Below are 19,135 nucleotides of genomic sequence, written 5' to 3'. Positions count from 1 at the left end.
GGTAAGAGCGAGCTGCTGCGCCAAGGTGCACAAGCAGTGAGGGGGAGGAAGGAGCCGCAGGAGCGAGTTTGGCATCCGATTTCAACCGCCAGAAGCGGTGAGAAAAAGAAATCGGAGGACAAGAGAGCACCAAGGCCCTGCCACTCCCGAACGTCCGCTGTGAATGCAAGCTGTGCTATTAAGGTGCGCTAACTCAGATAGACACTCAAGATTCATCTGTGCTTGGCCTATGTCTGAGGCTAATCATGCTCTAAATACGGGGAGAGTTGACCCTACGAAGCGGTCAACGCCATAAGACTGAGCCACACAATGGCTCGAAGTGAGGTTGTAACCCAGCGAGCGCGGTGAGAGCGAGTTACCGCTCCGAGGGTGCACAAGCAGTGAGGGGGAGGAAGGAGCCGCAGGAGCGAATTTGTCCTCCGATTTCAACCGCCAAGAGCGGTGGGAAGAGAAATCGGAGGACAAGAGAGCACCAAGGCCCTATCACTCCCGAACGTCCGCTGTGCACCACCCAATAAGGTTTTCGTTTTTTTCGCAATTGGGTTACATCCCCAAACTTCGAGCCAAACAACATTTGAAAGGGGAGCATTCCCATGACCGATTCTATTACATTTACTAATCCCATCCTGGAGCAGCGCGCTGATCCGTGGGTGTACCGTCATACAGACGGTTACTATTATTTCTCCGCTTCCGTACCAGCCTTTGACCGGATTGAGATCCGCCGAGCAGAGACTTTGGAAGAGTTAAGAGATGCTGAGCCGGTAACGGCTTGGACCAAGCGTGACACGGGGCCGATGAGTGCTAACATCTGGGCACCGGAGATTCATTTTATCGATGGAAAATGGTACATACATTACGCTGCGGCTCACACCAGTGAGACCAACGAAGGCCTGTTCGATCACCGGATGTATGTTCTGGAGAACGATTCCGCGAATCCACTCGAAGGAGAGTGGGTAGAAAAGGGACAGATTTACACACGCTGGGAATCATTCGCGCTGGATGCGACGACGTTTGAACATAAGGGAATCCGCTATCTGGTCTGGGCACAAAAAGATCCCGATATTGTGGGCAACTCGAACCTGTACATTGCCGAAATGGAAAATCCGTGGACGCTACGCGGCGAACAGGTCATGATCTCTACGCCTGAGTACGATTGGGAAATCATCGGCTTTAAGGTGAATGAAGGCCCAGCAGTATTGCAACGCAATGGACGGTTCTTCATCAGTTACTCGGCAAGTGCCACCGACTACAATTATTGTCTTGGTTTGCTCACTGCGGATGAAGATGCAGATTTGCTTGATCCAGCGAGCTGGGTGAAGTCGTCCAAGCCGGTGTTCCAGACTTGTGAAGTGAACGGCCAATACGGTCCGGGTCATAACAGCTTTACCGTGTCGCCGGATGGCAAGACCGATATTCTGATCTACCATGCACGTAATTACAAAGACATCGAGGGTGATCCCTTGTATGATCCGAACCGTCACGCCCGTGCTCAAGTGATTCATTGGCGTGAAGATGGCACACCTGATTTCGGTGTTCCGGCACCGGATGGCAGCGCAGCAGCGGAAGCAAAATAAGAGGTCGTGAAACCTTTCATACGAGAGCCCTTAGTTAGCGAGTAATGCTGATTGAGGGCTCTTCCGTATGTAAACGATAAGATAGAGTAGTCTGCGTATCGATGTCTTGGATATAAACAAAGCAACCACAACGAGGATCTCTGCGTATGAAAAAGATATAGATTACGAAGCACAACCTATTAGGAGGACACTTATGGATTCACGCGAGACATTGGACCTGGAGCTTGAACAGATTTTGAAATGGGAAAAACAACAGAAGGACTTGTTTATATGGGATAAAATCGGGCGTTTGCCCTTTGCGATGTTGGATAAAGTGATGCCTAAAGCACTGAAACAGAAGATCGGAGATTCCCTGAACGACGTGGGTCAGTATGTGCAGCATGGGGGCAAGTTCCTCGTACAGAAGAAAAAAGTAGCCAAGCTGCTGCAAGAGGAAGCCGAGAGGTCCGGTTATTCCATGTTGGATACGACCGATCGTCTGGAGCAGAATGCTGAAGCTGAAGGGACAGCGAAGATTCATAGTGTGGAGAATCTGCCACTTAAGGTGCTGGACCAGGTGGCCGATAACATTACTGACAGTCGAACGAAGTTTGCAGCGGCTCAGGGAGCAGCTACAGGTTTTGGTGGCATTGTAACCATTGCAGCAGATATTCCGATGGTGATGGGGCTCTCTCTGAAGGTTCTGCAGGAGATGGCACTATGTTACGGGTATGATCCAGATGAACCGTTGGAGCGTATCTTTATCGTAAAATGTCTGCAATTCTCTTCCGCCGATATTGTAGGCAAGAAAGCGATCATCGAAGAACTGGCCGCGTACGACGATCCGGACAAGCCCATTGAAGTGGTATCGCAGATGCAGGGATGGCGGGAAGTGTTTAACTCCTACAGTGAATCCTTTGGTTGGAAAAAGCTGTTCCAACTCGTGCCGATTGCCGGCATGGTGTTTGGTTCGGTGAGCAACAAAAATACAATTCGAGATGTAGCCGAAGCAGGCAAAATGTTGTATAAAAAACGGCTGATCCTTCAGCGTTTGAAGTAATATTACAGAAGAAGTAATAATAGAGAAGAATATTTATGTTGAAAGAGATGAATTTGTTATGTTAAACAAACAGGGTTTTTATGATCTCTTAGATCGCAATAATATCGTTTACGAAAGTATTGAACATCCCGCAGTATATACGATGGAGGAAATATTCTCTTATCAGATTCCACATACAGAACGTATCGTTAAAAATCTGTTTCTGCGTGATGACAAGAAGCGCAACTATTATCTGGTGACGATTGCTGGAACGAAGTCAGTTGATTTGAGAAGTTTAAGCGAAAAGATACCTAGCCGCAAACTAAGTTTTGCCAGTGAAAAGGATTTGTTGGAATTCCTCGGATTGGAAAAGGGCCATGTCAATCCTATGGGGGTTTTCAATAATATACAGAAAAACGTGACCGTAGTTTTTGACAAGGATTTAATCGGTCAGAAAATCGGAATTCATCCCATGGAAAATACGGCGACGGTATTCCTTGGATTTGAAGATGTGAAGGAACTAATTACAACTCAAGGTAGCAACGTTGTCATGTGTGAAGTTGAATAATACGTTTGAAGCTAAATACGAGAAAAACAATTATAAAAAAGGGTTCCTGCCGGTCTGTGCATACAGAGTCGGCGGGAACCCTTTTTGTTATGGCTAGACTTTTTATTCAGGAGGCAAATGTAGGTGACGAAGTGGAATCTAACGAACTCAGCAGACGCTATTCGGTGATATTTCACTAATCCCAATTTCTAAAGAATCTCAGACACGTTATTGCTACATTTCACACGCACATTCCAAGATTTTAGGCCTTTTTCTCGGGAATAGCGCTGCTGAGATTCTTTAGATTGGGAAACCAGCAGTATTCGTTCAAATATGAGCTGTCAGGTTCATTAGCGCAAGATAATGTCTTATAAGGGCGATGCTGCCACGTAAGAATTGCATCTAATATAGAATAAAAAGTGGACACCTGTTGATATATTTCTTATTCTTCACTACCGTTTTCTTTGGCCCAGATATTCAGTAATTTATCGGATGGAAGCAGGAACGTGAAGATTCCGAGCAGGGGCAGGAAGCTGCACATCTGCATTACCGGTGATACACCGAAGATATCAATCCAATTGCCCAGCACGAGTGCGCCCAGACCTCCCATACCAAATGCCAGACCTGTGATCAGACCGGAAACCGTTCCGATTTTGCCCGGAATCAGCATTTGTGCATATACCACCGTAACCGAGAAGCTGGATAACATGATAAAACCAATAATTGTTAACAGTACGCCTGTCCAGAACAGATTCGCATAGGGCAACAACAGAGCCAGAGGAGCAGCTCCGGCCATGGACAGGAAGATCAGGTTACGTTTGCCGAATCGATCCGCCAAGGGGCCTCCGAAGAACGTACCCAGTGCTCCGGCAGCCAGGAACAAGAAGATATAGATCTGCGCGTCCTCTGTGGACAATCCAAAAGTATCTTTCAGATTAAACGCATAGAAGCTACCGATGGAAGCGATATACCAGGAACGAACAAAGACGAGTAAGATCAACAGCGTAATGGCGGCAGTAATCTTTTTGCGCAAAGCAGGATTGGGTGCACGACGGGCAGCAGCCTGTCTACGCAGATATCCTCCCGATTGCAGCATGCGTCCATACCAACGGGCTATGTAGATCTGAACTGCAATTCCCATGGCAGCAATGCCTGTAAATCCAATGGCACCGAAAAGTCCAAACGGGATAAAGATCCAGCGTGTAAGCAATGGGGCAAGGGACTGCCCGGCGTTACCACCAACTTGGAAGATGGACTGTGCCAGTCCACGGCGTTGACCAGCAGCCATATGGGATACCCGTGAACCTTCCGGATGGAAAGCGGCGGAACCTAGACCGACAAAGATAACGGAAATCAGGACAGCCATATAACTGTCGGCGAAAGCCAACAGCAACATGCCGGTAAATGTAAAACCCATCCCAATGGGCAGGATAGATGGTGTCGGTTTTTTATCAGCAAACCAGCCTACGACAGGCTGCATAATGGAAGCGGTAAAGTTGATAGCAAATGAGATCCATCCGATCTGAGTATACGTGAGATGCATAGAGTCTTTCAGAATCGGAAAAATGGCGGGAATGACCGACTGGATCGAATCATTGAAGAGATGAACCAGACTTATTGCGATGAGTATCCGGTAAACGGTGCTTTGGGCATCCAATCCGGGTGGGGTTTTCGAACGCGCTGTGGCGTCCTTGGTTAATGAGGTTTGTGTAGACATGTACAATTCTCCTTTGGTCGCGGTCACGAGGGATCAGCGCCTGATGTTGTATTCTATGCGTGTAAGCATATTGTTACATAATAGGATAGATTGATTGGACCGACAAGGGGAACAAGGGAAAACGTTGATGAATTCAACTCTATTTCTGAGGTGTTTATTTCTAGCATTACATTTACAAAAGAAATGTATTACTTTAGCATCTACTGTAATAAGACCCATATTTAAGTGTAAGTAGGATAGAGGAGGGATGGATATGAAATCCTTATCACCTTATGAATCTGCCAAACGTGAGTTGGTGATGACTATTTTGTATATGGCAGTAATAACGTTTCAGGTTGTTTATGTAGCACCGAAATCTCTATCTGCTGCTATCGCTATATTTATCATTTTTCAGTCAATTGGTGTGCTTATGTTGAGACATTACATTAAAAAAGTCAAAGAACTAAAGGAAGATCAGTCTACTTGAACGCATTGCGATCCCATTGTATTGAGAGACTGAGTTTCTAAAGGTTTATACTAAAAAGCCGAACTCTGCTATATAAGTTGAACTAAAGATTATTTACACTGGCACTAGGATGACAGAACAACCTTCCAATCGCTGTTATCCCCAGATTTTTTCCATTCCCTTTCCTAAAGGGGAAAATCCGGGGATGGCGTATGCTTCCGATGCAGCTTTCTTTCAGAAAGCTTTTAGGCGAACGCTTCGCTTTTTCAGGTTTTTTCTGTCCTCTCCGTTATCGTGTAAATGATTAATTCAGCTTATATAACTTAAGAAGTTCGGCTTTTGGCATTCTATGATTCTATTTTATACAGAATGGATGAACCCGCCAGTTTAACGATTATCAATCGTCTCCGGGTACATATCATGATTCATCAGGCGGTGGTCAGCCATCTGCTCGTACTTCGTTCCCGGCTTACCGTAGTTCGTATACGGGTCAATGGAAATACCGCCGCGCGGAGTGAATTTGCCCCATACTTCGATGTAACGCGGGTCCATCAGCTTGATTAAGTCGTTCATGATGATATTCACACAGTCCTCGTGGAAATCACCATGGTTGCGGAAGCTGAACAGGTACAGCTTGAGTGATTTGCTTTCGACCATTTTGATATCAGGAATGTAGCTGATATAGATCGTTGCAAAGTCTGGCTGACCCGTAATCGGGCACAGGCTGGTGAACTCCGGGCAGTTGAATTTTACAAAATAATCGCGGTACGGATGTTTGTTATCAAAGCTCTCCAGAATGCCCGGATCATATTCAAATGTATATTTTACGTTCTGGTTGCCCAGCAACGTCACATCTTGCATCTCATCAGGTTGTCTCATCAGTTATTAAACGCTCCTTGTTTCCGCAAAAGCCCGAAGCCTCGCTGTATATATGAATAGGCGAATTTGCCTGTTTAATTCTCTTCATTGTATGAGGACATTTCGTTCTCAGCTTACATCATGCCGCCCATTCCCCCCATACTGCCCATTAAACACCGCGTTTGTTACCCCATACCAGCGTATGAAGCTGTGGAAGCACACGAACATCATTCAGTTCATCGGAGGCACTGACTTGGTCGATCAGCCACTCATAACGAGCAAGCAGTGAGGACGCCAGATCTGGCGTATCAGCGGAAGTCACATCCGGGTTCCCCGTTTGTAAAAATAAATCCGTGCCCGGATACCGTGCATGCACACGGTGGGCATAGTCCAGGTCTGTCTCATCAAAGATCACGATCTTCAGACTATGACTTCGTTCTACTGGGCCAGCGACCAACCGTCCGATCAGATCATCCAGCACGGTCCAGTCGGTGTCCATGCCGGAGCTGGGTGGCTTGGGCGAGATGGTGACTTCGTCAATGTCCGCCAGCCAAGGCTGCCAGCGGGAGCCCTGCGTCTCCACCGCAGTGCGGATGCCGTTCTCCCGCAGCAGGGCAACCAATCCGCCCAGCGAAGCGAGCAGGGCGGGATTACCGCCGGAGATGGTCACATGGGAGAAACGGGTGCCGCCAACGCGGCGCAATTCTTCCCATACATCCTCTGGCGTAATCATCCGAATCTGGTCCTTGCCACTGCCGTCCCAGGTAAAGGCGGAGTCGCACCAGGAGCAGCGATAATCGCAGCCCGCGGTGCGAACAAACATCGTTTTTTGTCCGATGACCATGCCTTCGCCTTGAACCGTCGGACCAAAAATCTCCATCACGGGAATACGAGCCTCTTTGCGAGATCCCGTCTCATTCACCTGTTGTGTCACACTACTCATCGATCATCCACTCCCGTCTCGCTTCCGCGTAACTGGTGGGTGTCTCGAAGAGTCGGACAAACTCCGTCCGCCCACCATCGGTCAGCCCGGCATAGGGCTCCGTCTGGAGCGCATGTTCCATCTGTTCGAACAGCCAAACGACCATATTTTCAGCTGTTGTATTCATTAAAGGAAGTGTCTCGTTGAGGTACTGATGATCCAGATAGCCCTCAATCTGAGTTTTCCATATATCTTTGATATGTCCAAAATCAACTGTCAGCCCGGTTTCACCCGGATAACCGCTGATCCCAAAAATCACTTTATACGTATGACCGTGCAGGTTTTTGCACTTGCCTTCATAACAATGCAGATGATGTGCCGCGTCAAAGGTGAATTCTTTGCTTACAAGCACACGTTTGCGGTGGTAGCGCAGCTGGGTGGGGAGAATATCTTCTCCGATGCGTTGCAGATGCTCTACAATACGGAATGTTCCAGGCTCTCTCATCGTATATCCACTCCCGCCGATTCAGCAGCAGTACGTTGCTGTACATAACGATCCAGTCCGGCTTTGCGCAGTTTGCAAGCGGGGCATTCTCCGCATCCATCGCCGATCACGCCGTTATAACAGGTCAAGGTACGCTCGCGTACATAATCAAAGGCACCGAGATCATCGGCCATCTTCCACGTTTGGGCTTTGTCCAGCCACATGAGCGGGGTATGAATGACAAATGGAAAGTCCATCGACAGATTAAGCGTTACATTCATCGATTTTACAAATGAATCCCGGCAATCCGGGTATCCGCTGAAATCCGTCTCGCATACACCTGTAACCAGGTGACGAGCTCCTTTTTGCTTTGCCATAATGGCCGCAAAACTGAGGAACAGCAGATTTCGTCCATCTACAAATGTACTTGGCAGTTCGCCTTCTTCATGTGTAATCTCCACATCCGTGCGAGTGAGCGCATTGGGTGCAAGCTGATTTAACAGGCTCATATCGAGTACCGTTTGCTGTACACCCAGATCACGAGCGATCTCGGCTGCACATTCAATCTCCAGCTTATGGCGTTGACCGTAATCAAACGTAACAACCTCGACTTCGGCAAACTGTTGTTTGGCCCAGAACAGACACGTGGTGCTATCCTGACCGCCGCTGAATACAACGACTGCTTTTTCTTCGTTCAACATAAAAAAACCTCTCTATCTTCTTGAGATCAAACCATGCACATAGGCATAGCGTGTCGGAAGAACAGAGAAGTTCATGAACTGGCATCCATCAAAAAACACACCTTCTCGATAACCGCTTCAAAAAAGCAGGTAAGAGTAAGTGTCCTTAGTTTTTTACGTACATGATTGCATGGTGACCGCAACGTGTACGCAAGACTTATACTGACCATCACATGGTCAAGTCTTATAGAGGGAGTTCGCGAACCTCTCCCATGCCACAGGCATGGACTTTCTTCTTCAATTGTCTGAACCATTATAACATGAAACGGTGTGGTGACCACCCCACTGGAGCATAGTGGCAGCTGATTGGTCGGCTTCATCCACTAACAGCTTATTTGATTAGTACATTGCCAAAGGGGATAACTTCTTTCAGAATTCGTTTGAACAGTCCCTCATCGTTGAGATCCTGTTCCAAGCGGTGATTCTCACGTCCAGCCTGAAAGAGTACAGATCCATGTCCTGTCATCTTCCAATGATAATTCATATGCTGACTGGCAAGGTTGTTACCATATACGGTGAGTTCCAGATGTGCATTTTCGGGATAGGCAATGATGCTACCGGCATCCACATAGAGTGGCGCTGTTGGGTGAAGTTCCTGCTGGCAGACCTGTCCTTGAGTGAGCAATCCGATTTTGCCTTTGCCGGAAAATTTCATTTTCACTGCATCACGGGTGATCAGCATGTTTTTAATTTTCTGAATTTTGGTATGCATGGTTACACCATCAGAGTAGAAGAATAGGTGGCGGAAGTCATAGAGCAGATCACTGTCCTCCGTGAGCTCCACTTCCTTCATCGTGAATCCGGGAGGCAGGGCAGCCACAAATTGGCATGGTCCGGTAATTTCGGATTTTATCAGCTTTTTTTTGCGATATATGCCCGTGATATTCATGAATTTATCATTGCGACTCCCACTTGGACCGCGGAAGGCCACAATTTGCTGCGGATGCAAAATATGAAGGCGATCATCTTTAATCAGTGAAAATGTGACGACTTGTCCAGCTCCGCCTGCTTCAGCATTGTTCAAGTGTATGTTCATGCAGTTGCTCCTGTCCTTTTATACTCGGCCCGAACGGCGACGCATTCCCCAGCGCATCACACGAATCAGAACAAAGTAACCCAATATGAGAGAAACGACAGTGATGATCATCGTCTGAATTCGTTTGGTAGCAGCTGCTTTGGCATTCTGGTCGTCCTGTAATTTACTTACCATTTCAGTGAGTTTCTGGTTCTGAGCCAGCAGTTGTTCGTTCTGGGTCTTAAATGCTTCGACATTGGCCTGGGCTTGTCCCAACTGAGCGGACGTTTGATTTAATTGCTCCATCGTTTGCTTATAACTTTCCTGCAGGGCGTTCACTTCTCCGGGCAGTTCGGAGACTCGCTCCCATCCGCTGTATATATCCGTAAAAATATTTGCACTGGCTGCACTTACTGTCGAAGCGATCGAAATGGTAAATAGAATGCATGTGGTAAATAACACCCGAATGAAATATCCCTGAACGGATTTTGGCATCGTTAACACCTCTTTCTTCGGTTAGATAGATCGATCGCCGAATTCGTCGTCTATTGTTGAAATACGGCTCTTACATTATACGTCAAAACCGGGACGATGGGTTCAAGATGATATCGTTTTATTACCCGAAATATTTAAAATGATTTAGGAACAGGGCTGTTTAGCTTAGAAATCTGTGGGGTAATAGAACGATAGGCAAGCACACCGGACCGTTTTAACAGATCTTTTACTTCAGTTCCGGGTGCATGCTATTCACAAATACGCAATTTAATGAACGATACCAATATATCCGATTGAATATAAGATCGTGAACATGAAGGAGTAGAAACATATGTACACAACAGATCAGAACACATCAACCAAAACAATCATGATCACTGTTAACGGAGAGCCAGTAGGACGTAAGCTGGTCATTGACAGTGTCACCTATGCTCCGGTAACCGAAGCAGATGGCACACAATATTTACACAAAATGGGAAACGATCATCCTGCTGTTTAATTTGGGACTTGTCATAGATAAGTGATTGAAAAGCTTGGCATAGCGCCAGGCTTTTTCGTCGTTTATTGTCGTATTGAGACGGATTAAGGGATATAAAACTAATATATTGGAAAAATTTAATGGGAACATGTGTTCCGTGACAATATAGTGTCCATTCACCCTGATAACTTAGAAGATAATACACATAAATCGGGGGAGAGACTACCAGTGAACTCAGTCTTTGAAGTATCTTATTCGTGGAATAAAGAGGCCATACCGACAGGGGGAGCCGACCCCGTATATATGATGGTAGAGTGGCGTAACGGTGCCCCTGCCAAAAGACTTAGGAAAATAGCACCCAAAATTGTATCAAGAGATTTGGAACTTTTGCTCAAACCGGAATATGGAGTACAGCTAAAAGGCATCTATGGATGTCGTTCCAAAGAAACGGATATTGGCTGGTTATTGAGGCTAGGGGATATGTACAAGGGAGAGAGCAAACAAATTTTGCTTGAATTCGTTATGGGACCCCGTGCATCCGGAAAAGCTGCCGTATGTTCAGCCTACTGGAGCACAAGGAAGTTGAAGCAAAGTCAACGCGTATTGTTACGAAGAGAGCAGTTGTACATTCAGTACACCAGTCATCTGGGCATGTTGCGACAGCCGGAAGATCCCAAGGTGGAGAAGACCATTAAGTTAAGTGAAACCGTACCGCTGATCAAGCAAGCCTTACGTGCTTATGAAAGAGGCCGGGTTCAAGAGGGAAGTAATATGTTGCGTCGTCATGCAGATGCGCTGTTAATTGAAGCGGCACGGAAGCAGGATCTGGATTATTACGCAGAAGCCGAGATCGTTGAAAAGCTGCGTTATCACTATGGGATCACGTTTACAACCGGATATCATGACCGTGAAAAAAAGATATTAGGCGAATAGGGTTGATTTCAGATGGTAACGGTATAGAGAGAACGAGTCTACATATGTTTTGAAGGTGAAGCTTAGGAGAAGGTCGAATGTATGTATCAATATCATATTAAACTATGGATGGAGTTGTATCAAATTTATTGAAACAACATCGTGGAGGGTCCGGCAAAATGACAGACCGACTAATCCGATTAATGCGCATTATCACGCTGGTGCAAGCCAAGCCGGGCATTCTGGCGCGTGAGCTTGCCCAGCGATGCGAGACGACGGAAAGGACGATATACCGCGACATGGAGGCCCTCAGTGCAATGCATATCCCGATCGCCAATATGGGACACGGACAAGGGTACATGTTTATCAGCCATTTTGCCATGTATCCGCTAAATTGGTCTGATGAAGAAGCCCAAGCTTTCATGCATCTTGCTGAAGTTATGGAGAATATTCGTCCTTTGTTGAAACCTGCTTTTGAGAGCGCTTATGAGAAAGTGGTTGCTTCGAGTCAGAAAAACAAAACAGAACGAGTGGAATGGTCGGAGCAAATTAGTGGATTATTCAAAGTGGGATTGCCCGTATGGCAAAATGAAAACAGCGATTCACAGAATCAATCCCTGATTGCCCTGCTTCAGGCTGGCATTTCACAGAACACCATTGAAGGGGAGTATCTGTCTCAAGGTAAAAAAGGGATCGTACGCATAGATCCTTACTGTCTTATCCCTCGTGAATACAGATTTGAGCTGTTAGGGTATTGTCACCTGTCGGAGAAACTTCGAGTATTTCAGGTGAGCCGGCTGCAAAGGATACGGATATTGCCACGCACGTTTCGCAAAGAGGATTATCTGATACAATCACACTTCCGCATTCCTTGGGCATACGAGGGAAGTACGGAGTGGACTGCGTTCAAAATTCGATTTGCACCCCATGCTGTAGAGCGTGTGATGCAGGAGCAATTCTATATACACCCCATCTTAACCATAGAACCGGAAGGTAGCCTGTTATTTGAAGCCATATTAAGTGATGTTGAGGAATTTCTCATATGGATATCTAAATATGGACCTGATGCGGAAATCCTCGAACCTGAGATCTGCCGCATCAAGATGAAAGAACGCCTGAATGATTGGCAACAAATGTACAATAAAAGTTGAGATTAGAATGTCATCTATCCTAAGGTAAAACACGGTTAATTACCGTGCTGTGGACGGTTACTCTTTTGTTTTGAAAAGGCTTGCCAGATTGCCAAAAGGGGATTCTTTCTCTTCATCTTCTGTGGAGCTGGAATAGACGACCTTGGATGTAATGCCCTCATCATCGGCTGCACAGTTGTTTTCCAGAGTGAATCGGTCAAATTGATGCATAAACACCTTGGCTGTATTGATGGCATCATCCAAGGCACGGTGCTGGGTACCATCGAATTCGATTCCGCAGATTTCAAGAGCCTGAGCGAGACCGAGTTGACGGAACTTGCCTTCTTTGCGAACGGTGCGGGACCATTGTTGCTGAAGATCGTTATGATTGGTGATCCAGGCCACATCAAGTTGATGGGTGCGACAATGAGAGATCAGTTTGCTGCGGTCATCGGGTCCCCAGGAACACATGTAATAGGGGTCACTTCCCATCCAGGCAATGAATTGGTTCAATGCTTCCGGAAAAAGTGGGGCTGCATCAATATCTTTCTGCGTGATGCCTGTAAACTGAATCGTGTCAGTGGACAGAACGGACTTGTTGGAAGGACGAACATACGTATGGAACGTATCCGTTACGGCCAACCCATCCGCACTTTCCGTAACTTTGACGGCACCGATATCAATTATTTCAGAAGAATAGCGAGTATTGCGGCTTACCGTGAATTCAAGATCATATATGATATATGGCATAGGACAAGCTCCTTTATCGATTAATACCTGTGGTAGATTTCTATTTCTCTATATTACAGGGAACGTGGGGCCATGTCAGCCATCGCTAGAGAATTCATTGTACTTTATGTTAACACGGTATGTTGACAATTACTTGTAAATGAACTAATGTGGTCAAAAATGATAACAGCGTTATAACGAGGACATGATTGTGCAAGCCAGCTTCAACAGAGAGGGGACAGTGTGGTGCAAGGTTCCTGTAGCTGCTTCATAAATTCCTACCTCGCGAGCTGCGGAAGAGAATGCCCATCCAGGGTTGCAACCTCCGCCGGCCAGGGCCCGTTATGCCCCGTAGGACTGCATGCTACAGATCGCATAGGTTCCGAACGGATTAATTTGCAGTTAAATAAGGGTGGTACCACGACACATTCGTCCCTTGACGGATGTGTCTTTTTGCTGTTTATGCGCCGTATTTTGATAAAAAAGGAAGATAGGGAGTGTGTCCACATGCGTCAAAGTGAAATGCTTGTTCCAACCTTACGTGAAGCGCCAGCGGAGGCAGATGCAGCGGGACATCGCTGGTTACTGCGTTCCGGTATGATTCGCCAACTGGCAGCAGGGATCTACAGTTACCTGCCTCTTGGACGCCGTATATTGTTGAACGTTGAACGGATCGTTCGAGAAGAGATGGATCGTGCCGGGTGTCAGGAAGTATTGCTGCCAATTATGCAGCCAGCCGAACTGTGGGAAGAGTCCGGAAGGTACACACAGTATGGTCCCGAATTGATGCGTCTGAAGGATCGTCATACACGGGAATTTGCTCTTGGACCAACACATGAGGAAGTCGTAACCGCGTTAGCGCGGGACGAGGTGAGTTCGTATCGCAAGCTGCCATTCACCCTGTACCAGATCGGAACCAAGTTCCGGGATGAACGCCGTCCTCGATTTGGATTGCTGCGTGGACGTGAGTTCATCATGAAGGATGCGTACTCTTTTGCTTCGGACTGGGAAGAGCTTGATCGGACTTATCAGGCTATGAACACGGCGTACAGTCGCATTCTGGAGCGTTGTGGTCTGGACTATATCCGTGTTGAGGCGGACGCGGGTACGATTGGCGGTCAAGGGGAAACACATGAGTTCATGGCTCTTGCTGATGTGGGTGAGGACACAATTGTAACCTGCAAACATTGTGGATATGCTGCAAATCTGGAGAAAGCTGATTATCAGACTTATGGAGATATTGAGAAAAAAGAAGGAAGCTTGGAAGTTCCAGCTGATTCTGCGAGTGCAGACTCCGCGCTTCAAACGGATGAACATTCAGGAGCGGAGAACTTAGTACGCATCTCCACACCTGACGTTCGTACGATCGCAGAGTTAACCACTTTTGTGGGCAAAGGTGCTGAACATATGATCAAAACGTTGCTTTATGTGGCGGATGGTCAGCTCGTCGCTGCGCTTGTACGTGGAGATCATGAATTGAATGACATCGCATTAAAGCAGGTGTTGGGTGCAGAGGAACTGATCCTTGCAGACGATGCAGCCATTGCGGCACATCCAAATCTGAAGGTAGGGTTCCTAGGTCCGATTGGACTAAATCTGCCGATGGTGGTGGACGCTGACGTGGCAGTAATGAAGAGTGCAATTACAGGAGCCAATGAGGTGGATGTGCATGTTTCCGGTGTACGCCCAGGGATTGATTTTGCATTGGAGCGAGTAGAACGAATCCGCTTCGCGGCGGAAGGTGATGCTTGTCCAACATGTGGATCACCACTTGTGTTTACCAAAGGTATTGAGGTTGGACACATTTTCAAATTGGGAACGAAATATAGTGATGCCATGGGCGCTTCATTCCTGGATCGTAATGGTCGCCAGTGTGCGCCAGTCATGGGGTGTTACGGCATTGGCGTATCCCGCCTGATGGCTGCTATAGCTGAACAGTATGCAGGAGATGAAGGCATAAGATGGCCTGCCGCTGTTGCGCCTTATGATGTGCACCTGATTACAGTAAGTTGGAAGGATGAGCAGCAGCGTCAACTCACCCTGGAACTCGAACAACAATTAATCGATGGCGGTTTCACCGTATTGGTTGATGATCGGGATGAACGCCCTGGTGTGAAATTCAAGGATGCGGAGCTGATCGGATTGCCTGTGCATATCGTTGTTGGCCGAGGAGCTGCAGAAGGGCAGGTCGAACTGGGATCACACGCACTTGCAGCATCAGGTGAATCGAAACGAATCGCTTTGACGGCACAGGAGGCTGTACGTTATGTGAAGGAACAGTTCACTTCCTAAATTCAGGGGATTCGCTGATTATATGAGTTTATATAATAGTACCGAATATAATGCGGTAGATGATTTTGATTGCTGGAATTCCAATGAGAGCATGGAAAAGAGGGCTAAAGGCATGCAATTTGGTAGGATTTTATGAGTGATATCATACGAAATAACTAAATTTGGATATATGTATTCAGTATACAGATGATTTTATGATTAAGGATTTGAAGATGATTATACACAGGCGGATTTATGTGCAAGTATGCAATTTTGAAAAGACAGAATGTCGAAATTAAATGTACAATAAGCGCATAAACACGGTAATTTCCTAGAGTTTTTATATAGTTCGGTGTCGAAGGCACATGATAAAGTTGGTCCGTATTGGGCAGGCTGGGATTTATTTTTGCCTCAGAAGATTGTCAGGATCAGCAGGATATGTCCGCAGGAAATGTTCAAGTATCTGATGTGGATTGATGTATAAGAACTGAGATACAAAAGGGTGTCCCTTTAACCAGTAATCTGGCTTGGAGGACACCCTTTTGGTTATGACAAGATAGATTCGTTATGTTGTTGCACCTTATAAGCGATCATGCCTGTATGCACTTTGCTTTGCTGAGCTTAAGAAGCTGCAGGCAATTTCAATTGTTGACCTGGATAAATCCAGTGTGGATTTTTGATATTGTTCAGCTTTTGCAATGCCTGCCAAGTTGTGCCGTATTGTTTGGAGATAGAGTACAGGGAATCTCCAGATTTCACAACATGCAGTTTGGCTGGAGCTGGTTTACTTGGCGTTGGTTTAGACGGTTTTTCCGGTTTTGGTGTTTCTGGTTTTGGCTTGGTTGGAGCCGGTGTTTCTGTTGCTGGAGTTTCCGGCTCTACTGCAGGTTTTACCGCTTCACTGATCCGACCATCTGTTTTGATGTCTACAGCGCCAAGCTTCTGCATGTAGTTGATCAATGCTTCATCCAGCGCGCCATACATACCCGTAGTTGGATATTTGGCAAACATGGTGTATTCGTCACCACCAACAGCTGTGAAATCATTGGTTGCCAGTGTATACGTTGCTTCCGGATCAAGGGCTTTATCGCCCACGGTTACGGAATGTACACGGCTACCTTCTGCAGCGGAAGTGTCAATTTTGAACTTGATTCCAGATACTTGCGGGAATCCACCGCTTGGTTCCGGGTAGGAACCTACACCGACTTCAAGGGCTGCCAGAATATCGGACCCTTTCACTTCAAGAGTTACTACTTGATTACCAAAAGGAAGCACTGTGATGATATCACCTTTGGTTACGATCCCTTTTTCAATGGAAGCACGGATACCACCACCGTTAGTCAATGCGATATCGGCTTTGCTGACATCACGAATGGCATCTGCGAGCAGGTCACCCAGGTTGGTTTCACCTGTACGTACCTGTTCACGTTTACCATCCAGCAGAATAGCTGTATTGGCTACTTCTTCTTTCAAAATCGGTTCTTGTTCTTTTTGAATGGAGTTCACGAGAGTGGCAACCTTCTCATTCGGTTTGATGTCTTTTGCTTCTGTTTCATCAATTAATGTTGCTTGTTTCTTCGTTACTTTACCACCGTCTACCCACAGATCGATGACACCTACGTAGTTAGTGTATTCTCCTGCGCTTGCAATCAATGTTCCGTTATCGGATACAAGGCCATCTTGCAGTACAGTGTGGCTGTGACCATCGATGAATACATCGATGCCAGGAACTTCTTTAACAACTTTAAAGCTAGTATCCGTGCTGGACGCATCTTGACCAAGGTGTCCCAATACAACAACAACATCTACTTTGCTGCGGATTTCGTTTACCAGAACTTTAGCTTCCGCAGATGGATCTGTAATATCAAGACCTTCTACGTTTTTTGGATTCGTTTTGTACAACGTTTCTGGTGTAGTCAAAGCGATGATACCAATCTTCACGCCATCCACCTCTTTAATGAGGTAAGGATCGAAGAGACGTGTTCCGTCTTTTTTCTTCACGTTGGCACTCAGCATGGGGAAGTTCATCATGTCCGCCAGTTCGATCAGGCGATCTGAACCATAGTTGAATTCGTGGTTACCCGGTACGATGGCCTGGTATCCCATTTCATTCATGACTTTCACGATGCTCTCACCATTCACGAGAGTGGCAAAAGTTGTACCATGTACAGCATCTCCAGCATCAAGCAGGAGTGTGTTCGGGTTTTCGCTACGATATTTGTCAGCGATTCCAGCTACTTTGGCAAAACCCATAGCAGGTGAAGATTCAACTGCACGGGCATGCGTATCATTCGTATGTAGAATGGTAATGTGTTTTCCTGTGCCCGGAGTAGTGTCCGTTGCAGCCGCGGCAATACCTACACTGCCAAACAGCAAACAGACCGTTAGCAGAAGTGAAACGTAATTCTTCCAGATTTTCATATGAATAAGAAACCTCCCCAAATAATAATCTACTTGAGCGTTTACACAGCTCACGTAGTATTTTATCAGACTATTATTAGGAAATCTCGCGAATTACGTAAAAATAAGTAACCTGAAAGTGACATGTAAATCTTCTGTTGGAAAATATAATCTTCCGAAAGAACATATGTTCTTAAAGTGTGTAAAAAAAATGCTGCGCTTCACGCGGCAGTCCGGTACGTAAACAAAATTTCTCCAAAGATTCTTCGGGTTCAGGCATCACTCCGGAGGTTAGCAATTGAATGGCAAAACGATTGGCCTGTCTTTCCAGCTTACCTGGAGCAAAATAGGAATGTTCCTCCAGAAAGAATCGATTAATCCCTTTATGAAGCCGGTCATGACCAAGCTCATGGGCGCACACGAACCGTTGCCATTCCGGCGGCAAATCATTGTGTATGACGATAAACCTGCGCCGGAGCTTGCGAAAGTACAGTCCCTTGGTGGACTTTCCCAAATTGGTGAAACGAATCTGTATTCCAACCGCGCGGGCAATGCTGAAAGGGCAGTTGGTCCGGTGTTTTCGAATCAGCTTTGTTACGATGTCATCCATATGATCTCACCTGCTGCTTCATTAAATTCAGTTCGTCATGCCTCATGGGCGATTGTCCGATTCGTCTGTCTTTTTGCGTTTGTTCATCTGTTTGGCCTCCCAGAACAGACCTGTCAGTACATCCTTGATTCGTTTCTTGTCCTCTTCATCGAGTGGAATGCCGTCAAACATCAGATCATCATCGTCCTCCAGCATCTTTTTGAAATCACGACGGTCTTTGTATGTAGCCCATTCCGGTACATCCTGAAGTTCAGTGGCACTTCCTGGTTCAATATAACCGGCCTGCTTCATCATCTCTGTATAGGGCACCGAGAGTGCATCTGAAATCTTGCGGATGGTCGCTGGTTTCGGCACACCCCGGACCCCATTTTCAATACGTGAAATCTGTGAGTTGCTTATTCCGGCTGCCTCAGCGAGCTGATTGATGCTGTATCCCTGTTGCTCGCGCAGTTGTTTCATATAAGGACCAAAAGCGTGCTCCACAATTATGCCAACTCCTTCGATTCGTACAAGTGCTTGAATTATAAATTAAGAGAGCTCGTGCTGCACAGATCACTCCGATGACAGAACAACCTTCCGATCGCTGTTATCCCCGAATTTCCTGAATGTATATCTTCATAGGTGGAATTTCGGTGATAAAGGCGAACGCTTCGCTTCTTCAGGTTCTTTCTGTCCTCTCCGTTAACGTGCATATCTAATCTACATCTTAACTTATAAAAATCAAATGACTTGTACGGAAGTTCATTAATTAAACAGTACTATAACGTATATATACCATTAGGTAAAGAGA

The 19,135-nt window shown here is 46.3% G+C and carries 19 protein-coding genes; 8 read left to right on the top strand and 11 right to left on the bottom strand.

Annotation, left to right across the window (positions count from 1 at the left end):
• Positions 1-593 precede the first annotated feature (593 nt).
• The 3 genes from QVE09_RS21245 to QVE09_RS21235 all read left to right on the top strand — a co-directional run bounded on the left by QVE09_RS21245 (position 594) and on the right by QVE09_RS21235 (position 3,160).
• Positions 594-1,574, top strand: a complete 981-nt coding sequence (locus QVE09_RS21245; protein ID WP_315938385.1) for a glycoside hydrolase family 43 protein — start codon at positions 594-596, stop codon at positions 1,572-1,574.
• Positions 1,575-1,767: 193 nt separating this feature from the next.
• Entirely contained in the window at positions 1,768-2,613 is an 846-nt protein-coding gene (locus QVE09_RS21240; protein WP_315938384.1) for an EcsC family protein, read from the top strand.
• 58 nt (positions 2,614-2,671) lie between these two features.
• Positions 2,672-3,160, top strand: coding sequence for a prolyl-tRNA synthetase associated domain-containing protein (locus tag QVE09_RS21235; RefSeq protein WP_315938383.1), 489 nt, complete (start codon positions 2,672-2,674; stop codon positions 3,158-3,160).
• Positions 3,161-3,581: 421 nt separating this feature from the next.
• On the opposite strand, the gene QVE09_RS21230 is transcribed toward QVE09_RS21235, so the two are convergent.
• Positions 3,582-4,856: an MFS transporter gene (locus QVE09_RS21230; RefSeq protein ID WP_315938382.1), complete on the bottom strand. Its 1,275-nt coding sequence runs from the start codon at positions 4,854-4,856 to the stop codon at positions 3,582-3,584.
• A gap of 253 nt (positions 4,857-5,109) precedes the next feature.
• Between QVE09_RS21230 and QVE09_RS21225 the strand changes: the two genes are divergently transcribed.
• Positions 5,110-5,322 carry a hypothetical protein gene (locus QVE09_RS21225; RefSeq protein ID WP_315938381.1) on the top strand — a complete coding sequence of 71 codons (213 nt, stop codon included), beginning with the start codon at positions 5,110-5,112 and terminating at the stop codon, positions 5,320-5,322.
• Between the two features lie 366 nt (positions 5,323-5,688).
• Here the strand turns inward: QVE09_RS21225 and queF are convergent, their stop codons facing one another.
• The 6 genes from queF to QVE09_RS21195 form a co-directional block, all read right to left on the bottom strand.
• Positions 5,689-6,180 (bottom strand): preQ(1) synthase, encoded by a 492-nt coding sequence (queF, locus tag QVE09_RS21220; protein WP_315938380.1) that lies wholly within the window; start codon positions 6,178-6,180, stop codon positions 5,689-5,691.
• Between the two features lie 148 nt (positions 6,181-6,328).
• Complete coding sequence (queE, locus tag QVE09_RS21215) at positions 6,329-7,102, bottom strand: 7-carboxy-7-deazaguanine synthase QueE (RefSeq protein WP_315938379.1); 774 nt, start codon at positions 7,100-7,102, stop codon at positions 6,329-6,331.
• Complete coding sequence (gene queD, locus QVE09_RS21210) at positions 7,095-7,586, bottom strand: 6-carboxytetrahydropterin synthase QueD (protein WP_036611465.1); 492 nt, start codon at positions 7,584-7,586, stop codon at positions 7,095-7,097. The genes queE and queD overlap by 8 nt, the downstream gene beginning before the upstream one ends.
• Positions 7,583-8,263, bottom strand: coding sequence for a 7-cyano-7-deazaguanine synthase QueC (queC, locus tag QVE09_RS21205; protein WP_315938395.1), 681 nt, complete (start codon positions 8,261-8,263; stop codon positions 7,583-7,585). The genes queD and queC overlap by 4 nt, the downstream gene beginning before the upstream one ends.
• A gap of 373 nt (positions 8,264-8,636) precedes the next feature.
• Positions 8,637-9,341, bottom strand: a complete 705-nt coding sequence (locus QVE09_RS21200; RefSeq protein ID WP_036668803.1) for an AIM24 family protein — start codon at positions 9,339-9,341, stop codon at positions 8,637-8,639.
• Positions 9,342-9,359: 18 nt separating this feature from the next.
• Positions 9,360-9,815, bottom strand: coding sequence for a hypothetical protein (locus QVE09_RS21195; RefSeq protein ID WP_315938378.1), 456 nt, complete (start codon positions 9,813-9,815; stop codon positions 9,360-9,362).
• 331 nt (positions 9,816-10,146) lie between these two features.
• Between QVE09_RS21195 and QVE09_RS21190 the strand changes: the two genes are divergently transcribed.
• The 3 genes from QVE09_RS21190 (at position 10,147) to QVE09_RS21180 (ending at position 12,356) form a co-directional block, all read left to right on the top strand.
• Positions 10,147-10,314 (top strand): hypothetical protein, encoded by a 168-nt coding sequence (locus tag QVE09_RS21190; RefSeq protein ID WP_315938377.1) that lies wholly within the window; start codon positions 10,147-10,149, stop codon positions 10,312-10,314.
• A 207-nt stretch (positions 10,315-10,521) separates the two neighbouring features.
• Positions 10,522-11,226 carry a hypothetical protein gene (locus tag QVE09_RS21185; protein WP_315938376.1) on the top strand — a complete coding sequence of 235 codons (705 nt, stop codon included), beginning with the start codon at positions 10,522-10,524 and terminating at the stop codon, positions 11,224-11,226.
• A 158-nt stretch (positions 11,227-11,384) separates the two neighbouring features.
• Positions 11,385-12,356 carry a helix-turn-helix transcriptional regulator gene (locus QVE09_RS21180; RefSeq protein ID WP_315938375.1) on the top strand — a complete coding sequence of 324 codons (972 nt, stop codon included), beginning with the start codon at positions 11,385-11,387 and terminating at the stop codon, positions 12,354-12,356.
• Positions 12,357-12,413: 57 nt separating this feature from the next.
• On the opposite strand, the gene QVE09_RS21175 is transcribed toward QVE09_RS21180, so the two are convergent.
• Complete coding sequence (locus tag QVE09_RS21175) at positions 12,414-13,085, bottom strand: 3'-5' exonuclease (protein WP_315938374.1); 672 nt, start codon at positions 13,083-13,085, stop codon at positions 12,414-12,416.
• Positions 13,086-13,571: 486 nt separating this feature from the next.
• On the opposite strand from QVE09_RS21175, the gene QVE09_RS21170 reads away from it, so the two are divergent.
• Complete coding sequence (locus QVE09_RS21170; RefSeq protein ID WP_315938373.1) at positions 13,572-15,356, top strand: proline--tRNA ligase; 1,785 nt, start codon at positions 13,572-13,574, stop codon at positions 15,354-15,356.
• Between the two features lie 600 nt (positions 15,357-15,956).
• On the opposite strand, the gene QVE09_RS21165 is transcribed toward QVE09_RS21170, so the two are convergent.
• The 3 genes from QVE09_RS21165 to QVE09_RS21155 all read right to left on the bottom strand — a co-directional run bounded on the left by QVE09_RS21165 (position 15,957) and on the right by QVE09_RS21155 (position 18,831).
• Positions 15,957-17,756: a 5'-nucleotidase C-terminal domain-containing protein gene (locus tag QVE09_RS21165; RefSeq protein WP_315938372.1), complete on the bottom strand. Its 1,800-nt coding sequence runs from the start codon at positions 17,754-17,756 to the stop codon at positions 15,957-15,959.
• 172 nt (positions 17,757-17,928) lie between these two features.
• Positions 17,929-18,345, bottom strand: coding sequence for an ImmA/IrrE family metallo-endopeptidase (locus QVE09_RS21160; RefSeq protein ID WP_133386683.1), 417 nt, complete (start codon positions 18,343-18,345; stop codon positions 17,929-17,931).
• A gap of 42 nt (positions 18,346-18,387) precedes the next feature.
• Positions 18,388-18,831: a helix-turn-helix domain-containing protein gene (locus QVE09_RS21155; RefSeq protein WP_026081239.1), complete on the bottom strand. Its 444-nt coding sequence runs from the start codon at positions 18,829-18,831 to the stop codon at positions 18,388-18,390.
• Positions 18,832-19,135 lie beyond the last annotated feature (304 nt).

It is taken from the genome of Paenibacillus sp. ClWae2A (assembly GCF_032452295.1).
In the GTDB taxonomy this organism is placed as follows: Bacteria; Bacillota; Bacilli; order Paenibacillales; family Paenibacillaceae; genus Paenibacillus.
Note: the sequence above shows the minus strand (reverse complement) of the source record. Positions and strands in the feature narration are given on the sequence as shown.

Excerpts from the sequence above, each read along its gene's own strand:
- QVE09_RS21245 (WP_315938385.1), top strand. The coding sequence starts at position 594 with ATGACCGATTCTATTACATTTACTAATCCCATCCTGGAGCAGCGCGCT.
- QVE09_RS21240 (WP_315938384.1), top strand. The coding sequence starts at position 1,768 with ATGGATTCACGCGAGACATTGGACCTGGAGCTTGAACAGATTTTGAAA.
- QVE09_RS21235 (WP_315938383.1), top strand. The coding sequence starts at position 2,672 with ATGTTAAACAAACAGGGTTTTTATGATCTCTTAGATCGCAATAATATC.
- QVE09_RS21230 (WP_315938382.1), bottom strand. The coding sequence starts at position 4,856 with ATGTCTACACAAACCTCATTAACCAAGGACGCCACAGCGCGTTCGAAA.
- QVE09_RS21225 (WP_315938381.1), top strand. The coding sequence starts at position 5,110 with ATGAAATCCTTATCACCTTATGAATCTGCCAAACGTGAGTTGGTGATG.
- queF (WP_315938380.1), bottom strand. The coding sequence starts at position 6,180 with ATGAGACAACCTGATGAGATGCAAGATGTGACGTTGCTGGGCAACCAG.
- queE (WP_315938379.1), bottom strand. The coding sequence starts at position 7,102 with ATGAGTAGTGTGACACAACAGGTGAATGAGACGGGATCTCGCAAAGAG.
- queD (WP_036611465.1), bottom strand. The coding sequence starts at position 7,586 with ATGAGAGAGCCTGGAACATTCCGTATTGTAGAGCATCTGCAACGCATC.
- QVE09_RS21200 (WP_036668803.1), bottom strand. The coding sequence starts at position 9,341 with ATGAACATACACTTGAACAATGCTGAAGCAGGCGGAGCTGGACAAGTC.
- QVE09_RS21195 (WP_315938378.1), bottom strand. The coding sequence starts at position 9,815 with ATGCCAAAATCCGTTCAGGGATATTTCATTCGGGTGTTATTTACCACA.
- QVE09_RS21190 (WP_315938377.1), top strand. The coding sequence starts at position 10,147 with ATGTACACAACAGATCAGAACACATCAACCAAAACAATCATGATCACT.
- QVE09_RS21180 (WP_315938375.1), top strand. The coding sequence starts at position 11,385 with ATGACAGACCGACTAATCCGATTAATGCGCATTATCACGCTGGTGCAA.
- QVE09_RS21175 (WP_315938374.1), bottom strand. The coding sequence starts at position 13,085 with ATGCCATATATCATATATGATCTTGAATTCACGGTAAGCCGCAATACT.
- QVE09_RS21170 (WP_315938373.1), top strand. The coding sequence starts at position 13,572 with ATGCGTCAAAGTGAAATGCTTGTTCCAACCTTACGTGAAGCGCCAGCG.
- QVE09_RS21165 (WP_315938372.1), bottom strand. The coding sequence starts at position 17,756 with ATGAAAATCTGGAAGAATTACGTTTCACTTCTGCTAACGGTCTGTTTG.
- QVE09_RS21160 (WP_133386683.1), bottom strand. The coding sequence starts at position 18,345 with ATGGATGACATCGTAACAAAGCTGATTCGAAAACACCGGACCAACTGC.